Source organism: Sphingobacterium sp. PCS056, from assembly GCF_023273895.1.
Lineage (GTDB): Bacteria > Bacteroidota > Bacteroidia > Sphingobacteriales > Sphingobacteriaceae > Sphingobacterium.
Genome location: NZ_CP096883.1, coordinates 1,674,228 through 1,693,464 on the forward strand (window position 1 = coordinate 1,674,228; position 19,237 = coordinate 1,693,464).

General features: G+C 37.8%; 11 protein-coding genes. 10 read left to right on the plus strand and 1 reads right to left on the minus strand.

Annotated elements, in window-relative coordinates:
- The first annotated feature begins 35 nt into the window (after positions 1-35).
- From MUB18_RS07010 to MUB18_RS07055, 10 genes are all read left to right on the plus strand, one after another.
- Positions 36-611, plus strand: coding sequence for a discoidin domain-containing protein (locus MUB18_RS07010; RefSeq protein ID WP_094773145.1), 576 nt, complete (start codon positions 36-38; stop codon positions 609-611).
- A 12-nt stretch (positions 612-623) separates the two neighbouring features.
- On the plus strand, positions 624-3,716 hold the full coding sequence (locus MUB18_RS07015) for a SusC/RagA family TonB-linked outer membrane protein (protein WP_248755454.1): 3,093 nt from the start codon (positions 624-626) through the stop codon (positions 3,714-3,716).
- A 17-nt stretch (positions 3,717-3,733) separates the two neighbouring features.
- Positions 3,734-5,545 (plus strand): RagB/SusD family nutrient uptake outer membrane protein, encoded by a 1,812-nt coding sequence (locus MUB18_RS07020; protein WP_248755455.1) that lies wholly within the window; start codon positions 3,734-3,736, stop codon positions 5,543-5,545.
- Between the two features lie 195 nt (positions 5,546-5,740).
- Positions 5,741-8,029 carry a GH92 family glycosyl hydrolase gene (locus MUB18_RS07025; RefSeq protein WP_248755456.1) on the plus strand — a complete coding sequence of 763 codons (2,289 nt, stop codon included), beginning with the start codon at positions 5,741-5,743 and terminating at the stop codon, positions 8,027-8,029.
- Between the two features lie 182 nt (positions 8,030-8,211).
- Positions 8,212-9,840 carry a DUF6377 domain-containing protein gene (locus MUB18_RS07030; protein ID WP_248755457.1) on the plus strand — a complete coding sequence of 543 codons (1,629 nt, stop codon included), beginning with the start codon at positions 8,212-8,214 and terminating at the stop codon, positions 9,838-9,840.
- Positions 9,841-10,048: 208 nt separating this feature from the next.
- Positions 10,049-13,027 (plus strand): SusC/RagA family TonB-linked outer membrane protein, encoded by a 2,979-nt coding sequence (locus tag MUB18_RS07035; RefSeq protein WP_248755458.1) that lies wholly within the window; start codon positions 10,049-10,051, stop codon positions 13,025-13,027.
- A 10-nt stretch (positions 13,028-13,037) separates the two neighbouring features.
- A complete protein-coding gene (locus MUB18_RS07040) occupies positions 13,038-14,561 on the plus strand; it encodes a RagB/SusD family nutrient uptake outer membrane protein (RefSeq protein ID WP_248755459.1) in 1,524 nt (507 codons plus the stop codon).
- Positions 14,562-14,600: 39 nt separating this feature from the next.
- Positions 14,601-16,073 carry a glycoside hydrolase family 30 protein gene (locus tag MUB18_RS07045; protein WP_248755460.1) on the plus strand — a complete coding sequence of 491 codons (1,473 nt, stop codon included), beginning with the start codon at positions 14,601-14,603 and terminating at the stop codon, positions 16,071-16,073.
- A gap of 11 nt (positions 16,074-16,084) precedes the next feature.
- Positions 16,085-17,422 (plus strand): DUF5125 domain-containing protein, encoded by a 1,338-nt coding sequence (locus tag MUB18_RS07050; RefSeq protein ID WP_248755461.1) that lies wholly within the window; start codon positions 16,085-16,087, stop codon positions 17,420-17,422.
- Between the two features lie 603 nt (positions 17,423-18,025).
- Complete coding sequence (locus MUB18_RS07055; protein WP_153195441.1) at positions 18,026-18,388, plus strand: hypothetical protein; 363 nt, start codon at positions 18,026-18,028, stop codon at positions 18,386-18,388.
- A gap of 119 nt (positions 18,389-18,507) precedes the next feature.
- Here MUB18_RS07055 and MUB18_RS07060 read toward each other — a convergent pair whose 3' ends face one another.
- A complete protein-coding gene (locus tag MUB18_RS07060; protein ID WP_248755462.1) occupies positions 18,508-19,032 on the minus strand; it encodes a hypothetical protein in 525 nt (174 codons plus the stop codon).
- Positions 19,033-19,237: the final 205 nt, after the last annotated feature.

Genomic DNA, 19,237 nt, shown 5'->3' on the forward strand with positions numbered 1-19,237 from the left:
ACTAATCCGTTTTAGTATATCTAATAAAGCCTATTATGAACAAACTAACCAAATCTAGGCGATTGTTGCTTCTTGTTAGCATACTGTTGTCTTTTAGTGCTTGCCAGAAAACTGAGGTCAAGAGCTATGAATTATTACCTGCGGAAAATGAACCAGAAATGGATATTACCATTTATGGTAAATTGACTGTTAACCATGAAAATAGTAATGGTGTGACTGCAGGTGAAGGTTCTCCAAAAGTTGTCGATGATGACTATTCAACCAAATTTTTAATTAATCCCTATGTAAATGATCTATTTCTACAATTAACTTTCCCTGGTGGGATTGCGGTCACTTCTTATGTATTAGCTTCTGCAAATGATGCTTCAGGAAGAGATCCGAAAGATTGGGACCTCGTTGCTTCCAATGATGGCGAAAATTGGACAACATTGGAGAGCAAAACAGGATATGCTTTTCCCGATCGTAATTTTAAAGTTCGCTTTGACATCTCTAATACAACAAAATATAAGTTTTACAAACTGAATATTAAGGCTATTGCAGGTGGAACAGGCTTGTTTCAATTGGCCGAGTGGCGGTTGATCTCCGATCCTCAAAAAAGTGCTAATCAATAATTAACCTACCAGATGATGAAAAAAATAATCGGAACAATAATCGTTCTTGTCGCTTTTTGCAATAGTTTTTGGGGCAATGAAGCTGTTGCGCAACAGGCAGGACAAGTTCTCGTAAAAGGAGTTGTGCGTGATGAGATGAATGTAAATCTTTCAGGAGTAACTGTCACCAATTTAATGACGAAAACTTCTGCAGCAACAAAAGAAAATGGGCAATTCGAGATCCTTGCCAGCCGAGGAGATTCCTTGACCGTCACCAATGTGGGATATGAACCTTATCGTGTTGCAATCAATAATGCCATCAATTTAAATATTATTTTGAAAGCCATAAATAACGGTATTAATGAAGTCGTAGTTGTAGGTTATGGGCAGCAAAAGAAAATTTCTGTTGTGGGAGCCCAATCCAGTGTGAATGTTGAAGACCTGAAATTGCCGGTAGCCAATCTGAGTACCATGCTGGCAGGACGTATCTCCGGACTTGTTGGAGTACAGCGTTCTGGACTCCCTGGTGCAGACGGTGCCGATCTCTGGATCCGCGGTATTTCAAGTATGTCGGGAAATACAGGACCCTTGGTCGTCGTCGATGGAGTGCAGGGGCGTGATATCAATGGCCTAGATCCAGAGGATATCTCCTCGTTGACGATCCTGAAAGATGCATCAGCGACAGCGGTGTATGGTGTGGCGGGTGCCAATGGTGTGATCTTAATCAGTACCAAAAAAGGTATAACAGGCAAACCTGCTTTAATGTTTAATTACAATCAGGGCTTTACATCATTTACAAAAAGACCCGAACTGACGGACGGAGTGACGTATATGCTCTTGCGCAATGAAGCTCGAATAGCGACGGGTATGCAAAAAGAATATTCCAATAATTATATCAACAATACTATTCTTGGCAATGATCCTTACCTATATCCCAATGTCAATTGGATGGATCAGCTCTTTAAAAATTCGGCAAGCAACCGTCGCGCAAATTTTAGTGCTCGAGGTGGATCTGAATTTGCAAGTTATTATGTGTCTGGAGCGTATTATGATGAGTCAAGTTTGCTCAGGACAGATGATCTGCAAAAATATGATGCTACCACACGATACAAGCGGTATAATTTCACTTCGAATATCTCCATGAACTGGACATCAACAACCAAATTCGAATTGGGGACGCAAGGTAATATCGGTAACATCAATTATCCAGGAGTGAGGCCGGAAGAAGCTTTTGGCAATGTGATGCAAACAAATCCAGTGTTGTATCCTGCTATGTATCCGGGAAATTTTGTTCCTGGAGTGAGTTCAGCCGGAGCACAACCTAATCCGTATGGACAAATAACACAAACGGGTTACCAAAATATATTCAGTAATCAAATCATGACAAATGCTCGATTGACACAAGATCTTTCATTTTGGTTAAAAGGATTGAATTTTTCAGCATTATATTCCTTCGATATCTGGAATGAGCATACCATCAATCGAACCCGAAATCGGAGTACTTATTTGATCAATCGCTTATTCCCATACGATGATCAGGGAAATCCAATCTTGAATATTATTTCCCAAGGGGCAGATGATCTCGCATTTTCAAAATCGAATAATTCCAATAGACAATTTTATACCGAAGCGGCATTGAATTATAATACCGTGATTGCAGAGAAACATCAGCTATCGGCGATGTTATTATATAACCAACGGGAGATCGTGGAAGCCTTTGCAGATAATGTGACATCGTCGCTACCTTTTCGTAATATGGGTACGGCAGGTCGTGTGACCTACTCCTATGACGATAAGTATTTTATTGAAGGTAATTTTGGTTACAATGGCTCGGAAAATTTTGCTCCAGGGATGAAGTTTGGATTTTTCCCTTCATTTGGTGTCGGTTGGGTAGTTTCCAATGAGAAATTTTTTGAACCGGTAAAAAATGGGATTAACTTTTTGAAATTGCGCTATTCTGACGGTAAAGTTGGAGATGGTAGTAATGGCGGAACCCGTCGCTTCGGTTACCTGACTTTAGTGAATACCGGTGCCGGCGGATATACTTTTGGTAACGGTACCAATAATACGGGCTATGGTGGAACTGCGATTTCAGATTATGGTACTAATGTGCAATGGGCTGAGTCCCATAAACAAAATCTAGGTCTTGAAATCAAAACATTGAAAAGTAAATTATCATTAACAGTTGATTTTTTTAAAGAAAAAAGAACAGGTGTATTTTTACAGAGAGCTTCACTTCCTGACTATGTCGGATTGACCAATAATCCTTGGGCAAATTTAGGTATTATTGAAAACAAGGGTATAGACGGAACTCTTGAGTTGGCTCCTTTTCCGGTTGGAAATGTCCATGTAGACATGCGTGCTACTTTTACTTATAACAAAGATAAGATCATTGAGAATGACCAACCTAAACAGCCATTTCCTTATATGGAAAGAAGGGGCAACAATGTGTTGGGGATCTATGGATATCAGGCCGATGGTTTGTTTCAATCGCTAGAAGAGATCCAAAATCATGCTGATCAAAGTGCTTTGGGAGCACAGCGTGTCGGTGATATTCGGTACAAAGATCTAAATGGTGACGGACTGGTAGATGCCAATGATGTTAGCTGGATAGGACATGGTGATGTGCCTAATGCTGTCTTTGGTTTTGGTGTCAATGTTTCCTATAAACAGTTTTATGTTGGCGCATTTTTTCAAGGTACTTCGGGGGCTGAGCGCCTTATTGGTGGAGATGGTATTATACCTTTCAATAACAGCACTGGAGCGGAGAGAAGTAATCTCTATACCATTGCTGAAGATCGCTGGACCGAAGAAAATCCTTTAGAAAACCCCTTTTATCCACGTTTGGCTTATGGTAATGCTGCAAACAAGAACAATTCTGCTGCTTCTACTTGGTGGGTGAAAGATGTGGATTTTCTACGTTTAAAAACAATGGATATCGGCTATAATTTTAAAAAGGACTTTTTGCAGAAGATAAACATGAAAAATGCACGCATCTATATACAAGGCGTAAATCTACTTTATTGGAGTAAATTTAAACTCTGGGATCCTGAATTGAATACAGGAAATGGAACTCGCTATCCAAATGTGCGGACCATATCAATGGGCGTACAGGCCACATTTTAACTTTTAATCTTACAAAAATGAAAATATATAAATATAGCTGGGTGTTAATTGCAGCTTTAGCTTTGGCATCTTTCAATAGTTGTAAAAATTATTTGGATCAGGTACCTGATGATGTTATTACGGTAGAGGATATTTTTAAATCCAAAACGAATACGGATAAGTTTCTCGCCAATATCTATAGTGTTATTCCCAATGAGTTGGTACAGCGATTTACGAATTCGGGCAATGCAGGTCCGTGGACTGCGGCTTCTGATGAAGCCAAATATACCTGGGATTTCAATTATGCCAACAATATGACTTCGAGTGTGTGGAGCAATACCGATGGTGTTGTCGCAGGATTTTGGAACAGTTACTATGAGGGTATTCGCAATGCATCTTATTTTATTCAAAATATCGATAATGCAAATCCTGTTGAGGTGACTTCAGTCATGAAATCGACTTACAAAGCTGAAGCGCGCGCACTTCGGGCACTGTATTACTATTATCTAGTGAAGACCTATGGGGCTGTGCCACTTATTGGAGAGCAAATATTGGATATCAACGCACCCTTAGAAGATCTTAAACTAGCAAGGAGTCCCTTTGATGCCTGTATCGATTATATTGTAACCGAGCTGGATGAAGCTTACCAAGAATTACCTTTTGTACCGAGTAACAATGAATACGGTAGGATCACAAAAGGTGTCGTGAAAGCATACAAATCTGAGGCGCTGTTATTGAAAGCAAGTCCATTATATAATGGTAACGCTGATTTTGCAGCTATTAAAAATGCAGATGGAACAGCATTATACAGTGCAACTGAGGATCGACAAAAGTGGCAAGTAGCAGCAACAGCCTCTAAAGAATTTATAGATGAATTTGTACCAAACTATTATGATCTTTATCAGGAAACCAATGCAGATCCTTTTGTCGCAGCATATTTATCCTGCCGTAATGTGATGACGACAGATTGGAATCAGGAATGGATATTTGCCCGATCGAACAGTGGAAACAATACGCAGTATGATCGTACACCAAAACATGTTGGTTTTCCGTCGGCAGCTCAAGGTGGTGGTGCGCTCGGAGCAACTCAATTCATCGTCGATGCTTATTTTATGAAAAATGGATTGCCTATTTCTGATCCTAAATCAACGTATTCGGAAGAGGGATTTGCCAATTATAAGGCACCGTATGATCCCGCAGAGCGTACCACATACAGGATGTATGTCAATCGCGAACCACGTTTTTATGTCGGGATCACTTACAGTGGAAGCTATTGGTTAAACCAAGCAAATAGTAGTGCTCCGGTTATTTCTTTGTTCAACTATAGTGGTAATTCAGGACGATCGCAAAGTACATCCGATGTAACACCGACAGGTTATACGGTGAGAAAGAATGTGGGATCTAATGGTAATAGCAGAGGAGCGCTATTGTTAAGATTAGCAAATATATATCTGAACTATGCAGAGGCGCTTAATGAATCTTCACCTGGACATGCAGATATCATAAAATATGTCAATCTGATTCGCAAACGTGCGGGTGTACCTGGATACGGCGAAGGAGATGTTGCGCTTCCTGTGGGGCAGGTAGCAATGCGTGAAGCTATTCGAAAGGAACGTCAGGTAGAATTAGCTTTTGAAAATGTGCGTTATTTTGATGCTCGCCGTTGGAAAATTGCTGAAAGTACGGCTACTACTGCTGTGTACGGAATGAATCTCAATGCAGACGGTAATGACTTCTTTAAACGGACCCTTATTGAAACCAGGATATTTAAAAAAAGGGATTATTTATTCCCAATTCCAAATAACGAAGTGTTGAAAAATGAAAAATTAGTACAGAATGCAGGTTGGTAATGTTTGTTTGTAATCGAATCAAGGTCCCAAAAGGGCCTTGATTTATTTATTGCGAGTCATCTTAAATCCTTTGGTATTCATAATAACCAGAGCTTATTTAGGAGTTAACGTGAAGATGTGTAAATTTATAAAAAACTATTTTTAAAGATTAAAGCATGACCTTTGTCTATTTTGATCGAAAAGAAAAACAACATAATGAATTTAAAAAAAATTGTAGGATCGCTTTTTTTCATGTTCTCCATCTGTATAAGTGGAGCACAATCTCTTAGTCCAGTTGATTATGTCAACCCATTGATCGGTACCCAGTCCAAGTACGAATTGTCCAATGGCAATACCTACCCGGCTATTGCTATACCCTGGGGAATGAATTTTTGGACGCCTCAGACCGGTAACATGGGGGATGGTTGGGTATATACCTATACTGCCGATAAAATTAAAGGGTTTAAACAAACCCATCAGCCGAGTCCATGGAATAATGATTATGGACAATTTTCAATCATGCCGACAACAGGTGAACCGGTCTTTGATCAAGAGAAACGTGCAAGCTGGTTTTCGCATAAAGCAGAAATCGTGAAACCTTATTTATACAGCGTTTATTTAGCGGATTGGGATGTAACGACAGAGTTGACGCCATCGCAACGCGGAGCGATATTTCGTTTTACATTTCCTAAGACAGCAGAAGCAAATATCGTTGTCGATGCTTTTGATAAAGGATCTTATGTAAAAATAATTCCAGAGGAAAATAAAATTATAGGATATAATACTCGTAATAGTGGTGGTGTACCAGAAAATTTTAAAAATTATTTTGTAATCGTTTTTGATCGTGCTTTTGATTTTAAAGCTGCGGTCAAAAGTGGTGCGATCAAAAGTAATGTATTGGAATTAGAGGACAATCACGCCGGAGCCATCATCGGATTTAAAAATTTAAAAAGAGGCGAACAAGTTTTAGCTCGAGTAGCATCATCATTTATCAGTTTTGAACAGGCAGAACTCAATCTAAAAGAAGTAAATGGTAAAACATTTGATGAAATTGCAACCGCAGGAAAAGCCAAATGGAATGAGGTATTAGGACGTATTGAGGTCACAGATCCAGATATAGATCGTTTAAAAACTTTTTATTCCTGTTTATACCGTTCGACTTTATTTCCACGTGATTTTTCTGAGATAGACCGTCAAGGCAACCGCGTGCACTATAGCCCTTATAATGGTCAGGTACTTCCTGGTGAGATGTTTACCGACACCGGGTTTTGGGATACATTCAGAAGCTTGTTTCCTCTGTTAAATTTAGTGTATCCCGAGATGAATGATCGGATGCAAGCGGGTTTGGTAAACGCCTATAAGGAAAGTGGATTTCTACCGGAGTGGGCTTCACCAGGACATCGCGAATCGATGATCGGTAATAATTCTGCTTCAATCGTTGCTGATGCTTTTGTGACAGGGAGAAAAGGGTACGATGCCCATTTATTATGGGATGCCGTCGTGCACGGAGCACATCATGCGCATCCTAAAATTTCGGCAACCGGAAGGTTTGGTCATGAGGTCTATAATCAAATGGGTTTTATTCCCGTCGATAAAAATATCGATCAAAATGTGGCAAGAACACTGGAGTATGCATACAACGATTGGAGTATCTATCAATTTGGTAAAGCATTGGGCAAACCAGCATCTGAAATAGACATCTATGCAAAGCGTGCCATGAATTATAAAAATATTTATGATGCCGAGACAAAATTGATGCGAGGTAAAAAATCCGATGGTACTTTTATTGCACCTTTTGATCCAAGCGCTTGGTCAAAAGAATATACCGAGGGAAATGCTTGGCATTGGAGCTTTTGCGTATTTCATGATCCTCAAGGACTGATTGATCTGATGGGAGGTAAACAATCATTTAATGCGATGTTAGATACCGTATTTGTGATCCCAAGTTATGAAGGTATGAAAAGTAGAAGCATGATTCATGAAATGCGTGAAATGCAGATCATGAATATGGGACAGTATGCGCATGGCAACCAACCGATTCAGCATATGCCTTATCTATATAATTATGCTGCTGAACCTTGGAAAGCACAATATTGGGTCCGAAAAATAATGGATAAGCTTTATCTGCCTACTCCAGATGGTTACTGCGGTGATGAGGATAATGGACAGACATCTGCATGGTACGTTTTTTCAGCGTTAGGTTTTTATCCCGTAGCACCAGGATCGGGAGAATATGTACTGGGGTCGCCACAATTTCAATCCGTTAAGTTAAAATTGCAGAATGGGAAAGTATTGACAATTGATGCCACCAATCAAGACAAAGGAAATGTATATGTCAATCAAGTCAAGATCAATGGAAAATCGTATACTAAAAACTTTTTTAGGTATGAGGAACTGATAAAGGGGGCGAAAATACAATTTGATATGTCTGATCAGCCCAATAAAAAAAGAGGAATAAAGGATGAAGATGCTCCTTATTCCTTTAGTAAAATAGAATTAAAGTAATGTAATCATTGTTCATCATCTCCAGATCAAAATTGTACTAGGAGTTGGTATACTGATACACACAATGGCATCAAATGGATGGCACTGTAAAAATGGGGTAGGCAATTTTTTGTCTACCCCATTTTTGTGAATTTAAGGTAAAATATGATATATTTATCGGCAATCACGGGGGGATTTAAATAATGACTAAACGCTTAGCAGTTCTTTTTTTACTTTATTTTTTTGTTTTTACGGGTATTGCCCAAGATTTGAGTGATAGTACAAGTGTCTATCGCAAATTGGAGTATGTCATGGAAAATCAAGAACTTTATGTGAAAAAGAAAGAAGATCAAATCGCCAGACTTAAAAAGGAAGCGGTCATGATCCAACATGATAAAAATTTATATCTGAACAAAAACTACGAAATATTTAAAAGTTACAAAAAATTTCAATCTGATTCGGCTCTCCATTATATCATGCTTTGCAGGAAATTGGCTTTGAACAAATCAGATTCCTTAGCAGTTGTGATTAATCTGGATCTAGCTTGGATCTATTCTTCAATAGGCCGTTATATCGAGGCAGCTCAGGTGTTGGCGCAATTGCAGTCTCAGACTTTACCTCAGGCTCTGTTACCTAAATATTATGAAATTTACAGTGCTTTTTACAGCCATTATGGACAAAGCAATAATCATGATCAATATTATCAGGCAAGTGAACGCTATCGGGATTCCCTCCTCATGGTTCTTGATCCAACATCATCTGCATATAAAAGTACAATTGCCATTAAAACCCTATTTCAGGGAAAGCGAGATGAGGCGAAGGCATTATTTAAGTCCATGTGGATAGATCATGAAGAAAATTTGGAACAAAGAGCTCTTATTGCCTATTTCATGGGATTGATCTATAAGCAAGAAAAGAATATTGTAGCTCAACGCTATTATTTTGCTCGCTCAGCGATTGCTGATATTGAAATTGCCAATCGAGATAATGCTTCTTTACAAGACTTGGCTTTGACTTATTATGAATTACGGGATTTTGATCATGCATTCAAATTTATTGAAAAAGCAATTGATGATGCCATGGGTTGTAATGTTCGTTATCGTATCGTTGAGGGGACCTCTTTTTATCCGATTATCAATGCCGCTTATCAGAAAAAAATTAATACTCAAAATAAGCAATTGCAAATGATGCTCTTTGTGATTAGTTTTTTATCGGTGATTTTGATTATTGGTTTGATATTTATCTTTAGGCAAGTACAGCGATTGCGGCAGACGCGGGAGGAGCTATCGGTGACCAATAGCAATTTGCGAAAGTTGAACGATGAGATCAATCATAAAAATAGTCAACTTTCCGAATCGAATCATATAAAAGAGGAGTATATAGCCCAATTTTTTGATCTCTGCTCCAATTATATTGACAAAATGGAAGACATCCGTAAAGCGCTTCTTAAAAAAGCAAGTGCGCAACAGTGGGATGCGATCAAAGATCAATTGAAATCCACACAGATGGTCGAGCGGGAAGTACAGCAGCTGTATATTAATTTTGATCGTATTTTCTTAAATCTTTATCCTTCATTTGTAGTAGACTTCAATAAACTCCTCGTCCCAGAAGAGCAGATTCTACCCAAAAAAGGTGAATTTTTAAATACCGAACTTCGCATTTTTGCATTGATCCGACTTGGGATTACGGACAGTGTAAAGATTGCCAGTTTTTTACGATACTCGTTGCGCACGGTGTATAACTACCGAACCAAAGTGCGCAATAAAGCGATCGGAAATCGTGATGATTTTGAAGATTTTGTTCGCCAGATAGGCGTAATTGATCGATCTTAACGATCAATTAAGTACTTTTTGACTTATATATATATTTACAAAATCCTCATTTATAATTATTTAAAAAAATAATCCAGTACTTTTTAAGATTGCACCCTTTTATTCCGATTGGGGTTCTAGTAGCTTTGTTTGAGCCACAGAGCGGGGGAACTCTATGGCTATTTGAGTAGTTCTCAAACTAATTCTAGAAACCATTTTATAAATACTTATGATTTTCTTTACTAAGAAAGCAACTCTTTTTATGTGGCTAATTTGTTTCTTTGCGATGATGGGTCCATCTTTTGCTCAGGATAGATTGCAGATCAGTGGGCGTGTCATTGACGCTCAAGATCAGAAACCATTAGGTGGAGTGACGATTGTTCAAAAAGGAACAACAAATGGCGTATCTTCCCAAGAAGATGGACGCTTTCAAATTTCGGTTCCAGCAGGAACGACCCTTTTAGTGACCTATGTCGGTTATGACAGCAAAGAGGTACTAGCAAATACCAGTAATCTTACCGTACAGTTAAGTGCATCGACCAATGTGTTAGACGACGTCGTAGTGATTGGATATGGCTCTGTCAAACGAAAAGATGTCACTACTGCGATCTCATCGGTATCAACCAAAGATCTTGAAAAAAGACCGATCGTCAATGTGGGGCAAGCGATCCAAGGGAAAGCAGCGGGTGTAGCCGTGATGCAACCGAATGGTGCACCAGGAGGTCAGATGAATATCCGTGTACGTGGAACAACTTCTTTTAATGGAAGTAATGATCCGTTGTATGTAGTCGATGGTGTACCTGTGGATAACATCAAATTCCTATCACCCAATGATGTGACCGATATTCAAATTCTCAAAGATGCATCTTCTGCCGCTATTTATGGATCAAGAGCTGCCAATGGCGTCGTTCTGATCACGACTAAAACTGGTAAAGTTGGCGAAGGAAAAATTACATTTGGAGCGCAATTGACATCCAATATCGTGAACAATACCGTGAATGTGTTGAATACGGAACAATATCGAGATCTTCAAAATGAAATTGGTATGGTCAATCTTCCTGTTGGATTGACAGATCAAACCGATTGGTTTAAAGAAACCTATAAAACGGGTATCCAACAAAACTATCAATTGACGATTTCAGATGGTACGGAGAAATTAAGATATTATCTTTCTGGAGGATTCACAGATGACAAAGGAACATTAAAAGGTTCGTTTTTTAAACGTTATAATTTTAAAGCTAATATTGACAATCAAGTCCGTAAATGGTTAAAAGTTAATGCCAATGTTACCTATTCTGATTACAATGATAATGGTATTACATCCGGTTTAGGTTCTAATCGAGGAGGAGTGGTGACTGCTGTGATTACAACACCAACTTATGCACCAATATGGGATCCAACGGATCCGGAGCGTTACTATAATAATTTCTATGGAATCAATAATATCACGAGCCCTATTGAAAATCTAGCGAGAACAAAATATAACAACAATCGCGAAAATAGAATATTAGCATCGGGAAGTGCCTTGATCACCTTTGATCCCAATTTGAATTTTAAATCTTCCTTTACTTTAGATCGTAGAAATGGTTTATTGACTACTTTTTTAGATCCGTTGACAACGACGTGGGGGAGAAATCAATATGGTGAAGCATCAGATATCCGTAATATGAATACGGTATTGACATGGGATAATGTGTTGACCTATAACAAAAGATTTGGAAAGCACCATATCGAAGCTATGGCTGGTTCTTCCTGGACAGATTCAAAGTATACCAATAGCTATATCAATGGATCGCACTATGCAAACGGTTTGATACAAACATTGAATGCAGCAAACATGATTTCTTGGAATGGTACAGGATCTGGCGCTTCCAATTGGGGGATCATGTCCTATTTCGCAAGGGCCATGTACAATTACGATGGTAAATATCTGTTGACAGCAAACATGCGTGCAGATGGTTCTTCCAAATTAAATCCAAATGATCGTTGGGGTTATTTCCCTTCTGTTTCTGCAGCATGGAGACTCTCATCGGAAGATTTCTTGAAAGATGTGGAGTGGATTGATGACTTGAAGATAAGAGGTGGATGGGGACAAACAGGTAATCAATCGGGTCTAGGTGATTATTCTTATTTAGCATTCAACGGAATAGAAAGAATAGAATGGTTTAAAGTGGGGCAAGAACATGCTGTGCCCAATATCACGCAGCCCAACACGTTAAGAGCTAAAGATTTAACTTGGGAAACGACGACACAGGCAAATATAGGAGTGGACGTCGCAGCTTTTCAAAATAGAGTAACCTTAACGTTAGATTATTACCATAAAAAAACAACGAATATGTTGATGGAAGTTTCTCTTCCAGCAGGATCGGCAGCAGCAAGTGTGATCAAACGTAATGAAGGAGAGATGACGAATAAAGGTCTTGAAATTGCGCTAGGATCAAAAAATTTAGTAGGTGAATTGACATGGAACACTGACTTTAATATATCATTCAATAAAAATCGTCTCGATAAACTGGTGCTAAGTCAGCTTTATAATGACGCGATGACCAATGACAATGTGCATGATTATGCTGTTCGAAATGAACCTGGACGTGCACTAGGAGGTTTCTTTGGTTATATCAGCGATGGTGTAAACCCAGAGACCGGTCAGTTGATGTATCGTGATTTGAATGGAGACCAAAAAATATCATCTTCAGATAGAACGTATATTGGTGATCCAAATCCCAAATTTACTTACGGTATGACCAATAGTTTCTCTTGGAAAAACTTTGATCTCAGCATATTTATTCAAGGGACTTACGGCAATGATATCTTTAATGCAAGCCGTATGGAAACCGAAGGCATGTATGATGGCCGTAATCAATCTACAGTGGTATTAGACCGCTGGCGTGTGCCAGAACAGATAACCCATGTACCGAAAGCGGGATTTGATATGAAAAACTCGACTTATTTTGTGGAAGATGGAAGTTATTTGAGATTGAAAAACATCTCATTGGGTTATGCTATTGCTCCAGAACGATTGAAAAGAATGGGTATTCAAAAAATACAACCTTATTTATCTGCTAGCAATTTGTTGACCTGGACGAAATATTCAGGTATGGACCCTGAAGTCAACCAGTATGGAAACTCTGGACGTGTACAGGGTATCGATTGGGGAACTTATCCGCAAAGTAGATCATTTGTGGTTGGGGTAAACGTAGAATTTTAATGGAATAATCATGAAAACAATAGCTATAAAATTATTTTTCAACTTGCTTATCATCACTCTTCTGGCCTCTTCTTGTTCTTTAAATAGAGACCCATTAGATGGTTATTCGGATGATACTCAGGGAAAGACCGAATCAGGAACTCAGATTGTTTTTAAGAACAAGAGTGAAGTGGATAATTTCTTAACGGGGATTTACCAACAGATGCGCGACAGACAAGAACATTGGTATGTAGATTTATTGCTCATCTCCGAATCACATGCAGACAATGCCTATGCAGGAACAACAGGAGCTGAGGTTTTACCTTTTGAAAACAATTCGATTGAAGGATCTAACTCCGTTATCGATCGGGATTGGGGTCGTTATTTAGAAGATATCGCTCGTGCTAACCGATTAATTATTAATATCGATAGTGTAGCAGATAAATCCGTAAGTGATTCGGATATTAAATCATACAAAGCACAAGCTAAAATCTTCCGTGCATTGGCGATGTTTGATATGGTACGTATTTTTGGATCTATTCCGGTCATCACGACGCAAGCTGCAGATATTACAGCTGAAAATATTGAAGAGGTATATCCACAATATTTTCCGTTCCAAAGCACCGAAGAAGAAGCATATCGTCAGATTGAAAAGGATTTAGTGGAAGCATTGGCGGATGCGCCTAATGGATCTGCAACTGATAAAACACGGTTTACAAAATCTGTAGCCAAAGCCATGTTAGCAAAAGTATATGCTGAAAAACCGATTCGTGATTATGCCAAAGTAATCCAATATGTAGATGCACTAACAGCTGATGGCTTTGACTTGAATACCAATTATGCCGATATCTATGCGATGAATGCTGGCAACACTGACCTGGCACAGCGCAATACACGCGAATCCATATTAGAAGCACAATTTATGCCTGGAGCAGGTAATTGGGCGACATGGATGTTTGGTCGTGATCTGGCAAATTATGAAAATAGCTTTACATGGGCTAAGTGGGTCACCCCATCTCGGGATTTGATTCAAACTTATGAAAATGAAGGTGATCAAATTCGAATGAATCAATCCATCGTCTATTATGTAGCCAAATGGAGTAATTACTATCCAGCTTCGCATTATCCATTTATGTTCAAACTGCGATCTTCAATGAGCAGTATGGTTAAATTAAGATATGCTGATTTATTATTACTAAAAGCCGAAGCATTGATTATGCAGGCAAGTCCAAATTTGACTGCTGCTGCTGAAATCATTGATCGTGTCCGTGAAAGAGTAAAACTTCCAAAATTAGATAATGCTACACGAGCAGGCAAAGATCGTATGTTGGAAGCATTACTGAAAGAACGCCGACTGGAATTGGCGTTTGAGGGACAGCGTTGGTTTGACTTAGTTCGATTGGATAAGGTAGAGTCTGTGATGAATGCTGTATATGCTAAAGATTCAGGACGTAAGTCTCAAGTCTATCCATTTAATCAGTATTCATACCGCTTGCCTATACCACAAGCCAAGATCGATCAGAATCCAAATTTGGTACAAAATCTAGGATACTAATTAATTTAAAACTTTATGAAACGTAAAAATAATAATACTATGATATATACACTCTTGTTGTCCTGTTTAATGACGGCAACATCATGTAACCGAGACAGCTATACACCTTCTGCTATAGATGCCCTAAAAGATAATGGCGATATCACCATATATACAACAACAAATACCCGTTCGCAAGATTTTAGTAAAGGGTTTATAGATTTCAGTACAAAATTTAATATGTCGCCCAATACGATCACCTTAGATCCTACTCAAAAGTTTCAGACTATGGATGGTTTTGGTGCAGCAATAACGGGATCTACTTGTTACAATCTGATGAAGATGACTCAAGAAGATCGGACAAAATTTTTAACAGAAACTTTCTCCGATGACAAAGGTATGGGAATGAACTACATTCGCATTGCTATTGGATGTTCGGATTTCTCTCTCAGTGAGTATACCTGTTGGGATAAAGAAGGTAAGGAAAACTTTGCTTTGCAGTCAGAAGAGAAACAATATGTTCTGCCGGTATTGAAAGAAATACTTGCCATCAACCCATCGATCAAAATTATGGGATCTCCTTGGACTGCACCAAAATGGATGAAAGTGAACAATCTAACAGATTTAAAACCTTTCGATTCTTGGACAAGCGGTCAGTTAAATCCTAAATATTACCAAGATTATGGATGGTATTTTGTACAGTGGCTGCAGGCCATGAAAAAAGAAGGAATCCATATTTCTTCGATTACAGTTCAAAATGAACCTTTAAATCGTGGAAATTCGGCTTCGATGTATATGACTTGGCAAGAGCAACAGGCGTTTATTAAACAAGCTTTAGGCCCACAGTTGAAGGCAGCTTCTTTAGATACAAAAATCTATGCCTTTGATCATAATTACAATTATGATAATATCGCTGATCAAAACGATTATCCAGTAAAAATTTATAATGATGCCGGAGCAGCTTCCTTTATTGCTGGTGCAGCATTTCATAATTATGGTGGTGATAAAGCGGAGTTATTGGATATCCATAATCAACGCCCAGATAAAGAATTGGTGTTTACTGAAACATCTATTGGTGAATGGAATGAAGGCCGTAATCTTGAAAAGAGATTGATGGAAGATATGCGTGAGGTCGCTTTAGGAACTGTTAATAATTGGAGTCGAGCAGTCATTGTTTGGAATCTGATGTTGGATAACGATAAAGGTCCGAATCGCGACGGAGGTTGTCAAACCTGTTATGGTGCAGTAGATATCAGTAAATCTAACTTTAAAAAGATTACACGCAATTCCCATTATTACATTGTGGGGCATCTTTCAGCTGTCGTAAAATCTGGAGCGGTGCGCATTGGAGCAAGCGGTTACACGGCGGAAGGCCTGATCTATACGGCATTTAAAAATGTAGATGGTTCGTATGCTCTAGTATTGCTAAATGATGCTAATGAGAATAGAAAAATAACCATACATGATACAAAAAATCACTTTAGCTACGAAGTTCCCGCTAAATCGGTGGTTTCTTATCGTTGGGCTAATTAAAATATGACATTATGAAAAGACTTATTTTAAATTTCCTGTTGGGTACGGCTGCACTAGCAGCTTTGTATTCCTGTAAAAAGGATGAAAAATATGTGTATCAAATAGGAGAACCTAAAATCGAACTGAAATCTGATGTTTCATCGGCTCATTTTGGCGATAGTTTAGTATTTAAACTCCACGCATCGGATCAAGAAATAGCATTGTCAACAGTAAAAGTACAACTGTTTTTTACCGATGATAAAGTGTCTGAAACTATTATTCGCACAAAGGAGAACGGGGAATATAGCGGAAAGATTTTGATACCCTTCTATAAGAATATTCCAAACGGAAAGGCGACATTGAAATTTGTCTTGCAGAATATAAGTCAAAAAACGACTGAGCAAGCTTATGAAATTGAGTTGACTAGACCTGATTTTCCTTACTTAAATTTAGTAACTGACTCTAAATCGTATAAAATGGAAAAAGTAGGGCCAAATGAATATGCTGCGACAGAAAGTTTTCCATCTTCAGTAAAAGGATATATTCATGCTCCTAAGGTAGGGACACAAGGTACTGAAATGAATTTTGGATGGGTAAATAATGCGGTTGATATTGGTTCTATTGCAGAGATTCCATTTACTAATTTAACAACTGGTGTATATAGTATCAAGTTTAACACCTTGACTTATGCAGCATCGCCTTTTATTAATATTTATATGAATGGTACGTTGTTCAGTCGTATCGATGATGATCATTTTAAAGGAGAGATGGAATTGAAAAATGGTGATAAAATTGATTTTGATGGAATTGATGGCTTAGAAAGCTGGTGGATTGATCCCGATTATTTTACTCAAAAATCAGATGGAACAATCAATTTCAATGGTATCAATGGTAAATACCGTGTGACAGCAGATTTTAAAATGAAATATTTTGTTGTAGAAGCGATGGATGGAACAAACTTAGCGACTTTAAAGGCAGATGGTACAGGAGCCATTTGGATTATTGGCGAGGGTATCGGTAAACCAACTATTGCAGTTAACCAAGTCGGGTGGAATCCGGGGAATGCTTTATGTTTAGTACCAATAGGTAATAAAAAGTATCAAATTACGGTTAAAGCGGGTGAGTCTATTCATAAAGACAATATCAACTTTAAGTTTTTCCACCAAAAAAATTGGGGAGGAGAGTTTGGAGCAACAACGATCAGCACTGAAAGTGATTTAATATTCATTGGTACTGGAACAAATGGTCGAGATTCGGGTAACCTCGGTATTGTTGCTGGTAAATCATTTATTGTAGGTGAAAGTTATATCCTAACGGTAGATCTGAGCCAAGGGAATAGCAAAGCAGTGTTGACCGTAGCAAAAAAATAGGTCATCAGTGCATAACAATAAAAGGTAATATTGACCAAATAACCAAGCGATAATATGACATTTCAGACAAAATGTCTATTATCAACGCAACTATTGCAAAGGGCTTGTACAAACATCATTGTACAAGCCCTTTTACATATCTGTAGTTTTTTTGCCCAATAATAATTCTTCATTCGAATCTATAAATCCAACCTTTTGATTTTCCAATGTCAGTTATATATAAGTTTTTATAGCGGATGTGTGACTGATCATTTTGATAAAACCCTATCATTTTGATTGACAATTGTGGACGTAATTTGGCTTGAATTGTAATGAAATTGTTGTTTTAATGTCTGTTTTCATTGTTTTTGTGCTGATGGCACGTTATTCGTAGTAGTGGCAAATAAGTTGGCAAAAGAAGGATAGAAAAAACGAGAAGAATGCCCTGGATCTGGTATGATTTTGATCAATCAATCTTAGAAAAAAATAAATGAGCATAATATATTGGCGAAAAGATCGTAAAAAATAAAGGTACGAGTCAATATGAGATATGTGTTATCGTTTTTGATGGAAGAACCTTTGTTAAAACTTAATAACTAAATCAAGGCAAATAGAAAAAATAATATGGATACAATTAATGAGAATAAAGCAACGGATTATATAACTGCTTATTATAAAGAAATACATGACGAAATACGTCAATTGTCTAGTCGGGAAAACTTCGCAGGCATTCTTCAGGCAGCTGTGAATTTCTTGAAACTTTTACTTACAAACGGGCAAATACAAAAGATTGGAGATCGGATCAAAGTGATGGGATGGTTACATAAACGTGGAAATGACTACGTAAAATTTATCATTGAAAACTTGTTTGTGAGATCATTTGATGGGATGAAAAGAAGATGTACGGCAGTAGAGTGGAATAACTTATACAAAGGTATCCCTGTTGCTTTGAAGAAAGTATATATTGCACAAAAAGCATTGGCATAACCTAGCTTTGTTGTTATATTATTAAAATCAGATTGGGTATCCAGTATATATTGGATACCCAATCTGATTTTAATAACTCCGATGTACTTCGTATAAGCCTAGACCTAATTGCCATACATCTATAGCCCTAAAATAGATTTTAGATCTTTTAATTCCTTTCTAAAAGACCAGCTTACTGCTGATTCTGCTAGAACAAATAAGATGAATACAGTTGTCAAGCTCATGATGATTAAATTTATTTGACTTGGTATCAATATTTCTAATTTATTGATAAGGGATATGAGGGTTATTTTATTGAAGTAACAATAAAGAATGCCAAAACCAGATGCAATAAAAGTTGTGATATAATGAAAGCTTTTGTAATGAGCTAATTCGATACGTAGTTCATGGTAAAACCAGTTTGCATCTTGTATATTTTCAGAATTGATGTTCTCTGCCTTTTTATAAAAGGAATAAAACTTGCTGAGATAATAGATGGCAAAGATGAGCATAATGGTGTAAAAGAAATAGTAGACAAGAGCAAGCTGCTTGGTAAATCCAAAATAGGTGGGTAAAAAAGCCAGAAGGAGCATGCCTAGCACCTGCACTGAAAATTCAATTTTCATTTTCGATTTGACCGACCGGATGATGTTTAAAGTATTCATATTTTTTAGTTTAAAATTGTTATAATTTTTTAATGTATATCCAGTAAGTCATCAGAATTTGCAAACGTTACATTTTTTTTTGATTTTTTTAAAACTCGGATTTAGTACTTATCTATTATGCTAAATTGCTAGCTAACTTTATTTTTATGAATTTATTCAGACAGTTCTGTCTGCGTTGGATTCTTGTATCTTCTTGCTAATTCAT